At 40.4% G+C, this 6,564-nt stretch carries 6 protein-coding genes; all 6 read left to right on the forward strand.

The features are described from left to right. The first annotated feature begins 157 nt into the window (after positions 1 to 157). On the forward strand, positions 158 to 1,693 hold the full coding sequence (locus BMZ06_RS14965; protein ID WP_089753100.1) for a spore germination protein: 1,536 nt from the start codon (positions 158 to 160) through the stop codon (positions 1,691 to 1,693). Next, complete coding sequence (locus tag BMZ06_RS14970; RefSeq protein WP_175477902.1) at positions 1,668 to 2,774, forward strand: GerAB/ArcD/ProY family transporter; 1,107 nt, start codon at positions 1,668 to 1,670, stop codon at positions 2,772 to 2,774. Before BMZ06_RS14965 ends, BMZ06_RS14970 begins: the two co-directional genes overlap by 26 nt. Continuing rightward, on the forward strand, positions 2,771 to 3,889 hold the full coding sequence (locus BMZ06_RS14975; RefSeq protein ID WP_089753104.1) for a Ger(x)C family spore germination protein: 1,119 nt from the start codon (positions 2,771 to 2,773) through the stop codon (positions 3,887 to 3,889). The genes BMZ06_RS14970 and BMZ06_RS14975 overlap by 4 nt, the downstream gene beginning before the upstream one ends. Before the next feature lie 294 nt (positions 3,890 to 4,183). Next, complete coding sequence (safA, locus tag BMZ06_RS14980; protein ID WP_089753106.1) at positions 4,184 to 4,807, forward strand: SafA/ExsA family spore coat assembly protein; 624 nt, start codon at positions 4,184 to 4,186, stop codon at positions 4,805 to 4,807. 251 nt (positions 4,808 to 5,058) lie between these two features. Continuing rightward, positions 5,059 to 6,246: a NupC/NupG family nucleoside CNT transporter gene (locus BMZ06_RS14985; RefSeq protein ID WP_089753113.1), complete on the forward strand. Its 1,188-nt coding sequence runs from the start codon at positions 5,059 to 5,061 to the stop codon at positions 6,244 to 6,246. Positions 6,247 to 6,436: 190 nt separating this feature from the next. Further along, positions 6,437 to 6,564 (forward strand): helix-turn-helix domain-containing protein (locus BMZ06_RS14990; protein ID WP_175477903.1); only part of this gene is annotated, 128 nt, incomplete at its 3' end.

A 6,564-nucleotide genomic window follows, 5' to 3' on the forward strand; every position in this document is an offset into this window, starting at 1 on the left:
AAATTGAGTCTTCAACTATACGGCCCTATACTTTAATAAGCATTTTATGAAAATCAAGAACCAGGTGGACGGTTATCCGTCCATCTGGTTTTTTGTTTAATGGAAAATTTGTATAAGGAATGCCTGTATGTGGAAGCCTAATTGCAGGTGATGCTAAATGGGGTTTCTAAGAAAATTACTAGGAAATAGAGATAGAATTGAGGATACGAGCAATAAAAACCAAGGTCAACAACCGAATCAGCCGAGCTCTAAAAAATTGTCGGAAAATGTGGAATATCTCCTAAATGAATTTAAGAGAACTGATGATTTAAAAATACGAGCAATGAATAATGGACAGGCGGTTCTTATGTACTTTGAGCCTCTTGTGGATCAAGAGAAAATCCAGCAGAATATTTTCAACCCGCTTGAAATGGGACATGTTGAACATATATCAGAAATCCCAAACGCCAGAAGTTCTGAGAATCTGGAAGAGATGATTCCTACACTGCTGCGCGGCCACGCGATTTATATGGAAGACGGCTCTTCCACCATCACACGTTTTAACGTGACTTCGGTGTTTAACCGAAACGTGGAAGAACCTCAAAATGAAAAAATCGTCCGCGGCTCGCATGATGGATTTATTGAAAATCTCATGATTAATCTGAACCTTATACGTAAGAAGATAGAACATCGTGATCTGGTGGTTAAATATTTTAAAGTCGGTAAGAAAACGAATACAAATATCGCTATCGTTTATATGGACGGGATAGCGGACCCGGAGATTGTTCAAAAGTTAGAAAAACGCATTAAATCAATTAGTGTAGACATGATTCAGAGTCCTGGGTATTTAGAAGAATTCATTGAAGATAATCCGTATTCTCCTTTTCCGCAAATGCTGAATACGGAACGTCCCGACCGGGTTGTAGCTAACATTATGGAAGGCCGCATTGCTCTAATGGCTGAAGGCAGCCCAACGGCATTAATCGCACCTTCAACATTCTTCATGTTTTACCAGGCCTCGGATGATTATAATGCCAGGTGGTACACAGGTACATTTGTACGATTAGTAAGATTAGCTAGTTTTATTATAGCCATTGGAATGCCTGCTTTTTATATTGCTGTTATCAGCTTTCACTATGAAGTGCTTCCAGATGAGCTGCTGCTGCCTGTAAAAAGTTCCATTAATGAAATTGCTTATCCTCCGATACTGGAGGCCTTAATTATGGTCGTCATTATTGAATTAATACGAGAATCGGGGATTCGGCTTCCTTCGCCTGTAGGACAGACGATCGGGATCGTGGGAGGTCTAGTGATCGGCGATGCAGTCGTACGAGCAGGACTTGTATCTAATCTGATGGTTATCGTAGTTGCTCTGACGGCGATCGCCTCATTTGTTGTACCTTCCAATGAATTAAGTACAACTCTGAGATTGATGACTTTTCCATTAATTATACTGGCCGGCACGTTTGGTTTTTTAGGGATTGTATTTGGTTTCCTATTTCTAACGGTTCATTTAACCAGACTTGAATCTTTTGGAGTTCCTTACTTTGCTCCAGTAGCTCCGTTGAATATTAATGATTTGAAAGACACTTTTGTCAGGCTTCCTCTGTTTATGATGAAGAAGCGGCCGAAAGATGCCCATCCGTTACAAGAAAAAGCTATGGGGGAGTCAAGGGAGTGGGTGCAGCATGAGCAAGACAACAATAAAAACTAAATTGTCCCGTCGTCAATATTTTTTTATAATCGTTCAAACGGAAATTGGCGTTGGAATCCTGTCCCTGCCCTATGACCTCCATTCCCAAGCTAAGCAGGATGGCTGGATTTCTCTCTTAATCGGTGGGGTGCTGCTGCAAATCGTACTGCTGGTTATCTGGCTGATCGCCAAACGTTACCCGGATAAAGATTTTTTTCAGATCAATGAGGCCGTTTTTTCAAAGTGGATTGGAAAAGGGATCTCTTTATTGTATATCGCGTATTTTTCCATGGTATCGATGGTTCTTCTTCTTTTATTTGTTCGTCTGATTAGTCTCTGGGTGCTTCCGCAGACACCGTTTTGGATTTTGTCTCTCTTGATGATCCTGGTCTGTTTATATTTAGCATCCGGAGGCATCAACGTGATGGCCAGGTTTTATACGTTCGTATCGGTTCTGCTAATCGTTCTTTTAGGTTTCGTTGTTTATTCCTTAAAAGATTCGCAGATTGTGTTTCTGTTTCCGATTCTGAATGATGGATGGGTTCCTGTGATTAAAGGAGCAAATGAGGCTGTACTATCTTTTTTTGGGTTTATCATCAGCCTTGTTATTTATTCGAAGGTAGAAGGAAGCCCTGCTCAGAGACTGCGAACCATTTTCTATGCCCACTGGTTCGTTGTTTTGTTTTATCTATTTACAGTCATCACTAGCTTTACATTCTTTAGTACGGTCGAAATGAGTTTTATTCAAGAGCCTCTTCTATATATGCTGAAGTCATTCGATTTTACCATTGTCGCAAGACTTGATCTTTTCTTCTTATCGATATGGGTCGTGAATGTAGCTACTACCTTAACCACGTATGTTTATATGACTGGTCTTGGACTAACAGATGTATTCGGTACTAAAAAAACAACTCCGTCTTACATTATTGCTGCATTTATTATTTTGGTTCCCCCTTTGTTTATTGGATACAACATGGAAAGGGTGGATCAATTTAATAATTTTGTGGTGTGGATGGGCTATATCTTCTCCGTAGCTTTCCTGTTTATCATTTATTTTATCAGTTTGATCAGGGGAAGTTTACAGAAAGGAGGAGCTTCATGAAGAGGAAATGGCTAGGTATCTTAATATGCCTCACTTTACTAACCGGCTGCTGGGATACGAGACAATTTAAAGATATAAAACTCGTGCTTGCCATAGGATTTGATCAGAATGAGGATGGCGGGGTGACGGAAACCGTTTCCATTCCAACGGTCCGAAGAAGTACAGAAGGTCCGGCCAACGAAACGGTACAAGTTCTTACTACGGAGGGGAAGACTCCCCGGGAAGCGCGTGACCATACCGATCAAATGATAGCTAACACGTTCGACCCTTCCAAAGCAAAAGTGATACTAATGGGGGAAGAACTCGCTAAGAATTCCATCCAGCCAATCTTTGATCAGTTCTATCGTAATCCAAACAATAACTTGAATGCTTATATAGCTGTAGTTGAAGGGAAAGCAGAAGATGCGATTCGAATATCTCCTCCCAATGATCCGGGTATAAGTAAATATGTCAGCGGTCTCCTGGAGGGACAGATCAATGCGACTCATTCTACTGGAGAGAATATTGAAGTCCTGCACGGTGAACTCCTCGAGCCGGGAATTGATTTCGCTGTTCCTTTGTTAAAGGTGGATAAGGAACAGAATCTGTTGAACTTTGAAGGTCTGGCTTTGTTTCATAATGATGCTTATTCAGGTGAATTTATTCCCAACCATCAAACTACTTTACTGATGTTACTAGAGGGAATAAGAGGGAAGGTAGCGAGCTTTACAATAAAGGTAACCGACGAAGAGGAAAACGCGATAAGGAACTATCTTACCTTCCGGGTTATGAGGAATATTCAGGATATGAAAGTAAAGGTAGAAAACAATCAAGTGAAGGTTGATATTAATGTGAAGATGAAAGTGAGAGTCGTTGAATATCCGAGAAACCACTTGACCTCTAAAAAAACCATTATAGATTTGAATGAAAAATTATCGGAGTTGCTGACTGAGCAGTCTGAGGAAATTATAGCAGTCATTCAAGAAGCTAATAGTGATGTTTTCCAAGTCGGCCGCAACGTGCAATCTTACCACCCTGATTATTGGAAGAAAGTTAATTGGGAAGAAGAGTTTCCTAATATCACGATTAAGCCAACGATAGAAGTGGACATTGTTCAATATGGAGTGATAAGTTAAAGAAATTTCGTTTAGAATGACGACTTAATCAAACTTTATTGGTTAATTAAGTTGTTGTTCACCCAAACAGTTAAGAAGTGTGGACTAATTTAGAAAAACAGTATCCAATTCCTGTGTATTCTTGAGACTCTTGATGGGGGTTACATGTTACATTCATAAATGATTTTTATCTCCTTAATATGATGTCCAATCACCTGCTGACTTTATTGTTGGCAGGTGTTTCTTCATCTTACACATATTTTCAAAGGTTTGAGCCAAACTACTTCTGACTAGAACATAAAGGAGCGAAAATACGTGAAAAAATGGTTATGGATAGGTGTCCTTTTATTATCAGCTGTTATGTTTATACAAAGCCCTCAGCCTACTCAGGCTGCTACAGACACTTATGTGGTCAAGAGTGGGGATACCTTATGGAAAATATCCAAGCGTTATCAAATTGGTCTATCAGAGATTATAAACGCGAACTCTCAGTTTAATAATCCGGATTTAATCTATCCTGGAGACCGGGTGACGATTCCGTTAAAAAGACAAGTGAAGTCAACGGAGCAGCAGGTCATTGACTTAACAAATCAGGAGCGTGCTCAACAAGGACTGCCAGCCTTGAAAGAAAATTGGCAGCTTTCCCGTGTGGCTCGCTATAAGTCAAGAGACATGGCGAAAAAAGGCTATTTCTCCCACAATTCACCTACCTATGGCTCGCCGTTTAATATGATGAGAGATTTTAATGTATCGTATCGAAGAGCAGCGGAAAACATCGCTGCCGGTCAGAGTACGCCAGAACAAGTGGTAAACGGCTGGATGAACAGCCCGGGTCACAGAAAAAATATTCTCGATCCGAATCTAAAGCAGATCGGTGTAGGGTATGCTAAAGGCGGAAGCTATGGTCATTACTGGACACAAATGTTTATTACTAAATAGAAAAAACAGTTTTAGCCTCTGGTGGATAAAAGCACCGGAGGTTTTCACTTTCTCAAACAAGTTCTGTCACGTACACTAGGGTTTGGGAAGAAAATAAAGGCGAATTAAGTGAAAATTTCGTATATGGGTGACAGCTTGCATGACGTCTGACAACCTGTTAAAATCCAAGATAGAATATGTTTATGAAAGCATTTTCATTTTTCGTTTTTATTTTTATTATATTAGGGGAGGAACCAACAGTGAATAATGTTATAGGGGTATTATTAGGGATTGCAGCTGTTGCAGTTATCTTAGGCATTGCGTTTCTTATGTCCAATGACCGTAAGAACATCAATTATAAGGGTGTAGGAATCATGCTGGCCGTTCAGCTAGTTCTTACCGCATTTATGTTCAATACTACGATCGGGCAGCAAATTATTAAAGGGATCTCATGGGTGTTCAACCGTTTAATTGATTACGGAACAGAAGGGGTTAACTTCGTTCTTGGTGGTGTACAAGTAGGAGATAACGGGGTGTTCTTCTTTAATGTACTGCTGCTTATTATATTCTTCGCAACGATTCTTTCAGTATTAACATATTTGAAAATTTTGCCTTTTATTATTAAATATTTGGGTTGGGGCTTATCAAAAATTACAGGCCTTCCAAAAGTAGAGTCTTTCAACGCTGTGAATAGTATTTTCTTTGGTCAGTCAGAAGCACTCATTGCTATTAAATCACAGTTCCATAATTTAAATGATAACCGTCTTTACATTGTCAGTGCATCAGCCATGGGGTCAGTGTCTGCTTCGATTGTGGGAGCTTATCTAGGAATACTCCCAGATCAGTATATCCTGGTTGCTCTTCCGTTAAACATGTTTAGTGCACTAATTGTTTCTTCCATTATTGCGCCGGTTAATGTTCCTAAAGAAGAAGATGAAGTAGATATTCAAGACGTTTCTAATGCGAAAAGCTTTTTCGAAGCGATGGGGAATGGAGCGCTTGATGGCGGTAAAATTGCTTTAATTGTTGCTTCTATGCTTATTGCGTTCATTGCTTCTCTAGAGCTTGTTAATGCCGTCTTTGGTGCTATCTTTAATGGCTTTACATTGCAACAACTGCTCGGTTACATCATTGCTCCAATCGGTTTGTTGATGGGGATTCCAGCAGCGGAAGTTGTCGATGCTGGTGCCATTATGGGTACGAAGATTGTAACGAATGAATTCGTAGCGATGCTTGAATTCCAGGGCATGCTTGAAGGAGTTTCTGAGAAAACAGTCGGAATCGTAACTGTATTCCTGACCAGTTTCGCTAACTTCTCAAGTATCGGAATCATTGCAGGTACCGTTCAAGGAATTGACGCTGAAAAAGGTGGACGAGTGTCCGGTTTCGGTCTGAAACTTCTAATCGGTGCTACTCTTGGTTCTATGCTTTCTGCAACAATTGCCGGTATCTTCTTATAAGTTGAACTGCCTGTGCGGGTTTTCCGCACAGGCTTTTTTATCATTCATCAGCAGAAGACTCCCTCTTCAAGCGCCGTGTCGAAGACCGGTGGTAAGGGGGAGATGAATGCCGTTGCCGTAAGGCGAATGCCTTTGAATATTTTCCCTTCCGTGATATTCTAAAGTAAGAACATACGTTCCTGATTAGGAGGTGGAAAGGTTGAGGCATAAAGCGTATAACTTTCGTATCTATCCAAATAAAACCCAAGAATCGCTCATCGTTAAGACCATCGGTTGCGCTCGTTTTGTCTTCAATCATTTCCTCTCCGAATGGAGCAG

Source organism: Halobacillus alkaliphilus (genome assembly GCF_900113125.1).
Classification (GTDB): Bacteria; Bacillota; Bacilli; order Bacillales; family Halobacillaceae; genus Halobacillus; species Halobacillus alkaliphilus.

Excerpts from the sequence above, each read along its gene's own strand:
- BMZ06_RS14965 (WP_089753100.1), top strand. The coding sequence starts at position 158 with ATGGGGTTTCTAAGAAAATTACTAGGAAATAGAGATAGAATTGAGGAT.
- BMZ06_RS14970 (WP_175477902.1), top strand. The coding sequence starts at position 1,668 with ATGAGCAAGACAACAATAAAAACTAAATTGTCCCGTCGTCAATATTTT.
- BMZ06_RS14975 (WP_089753104.1), top strand. The coding sequence starts at position 2,771 with ATGAAGAGGAAATGGCTAGGTATCTTAATATGCCTCACTTTACTAACC.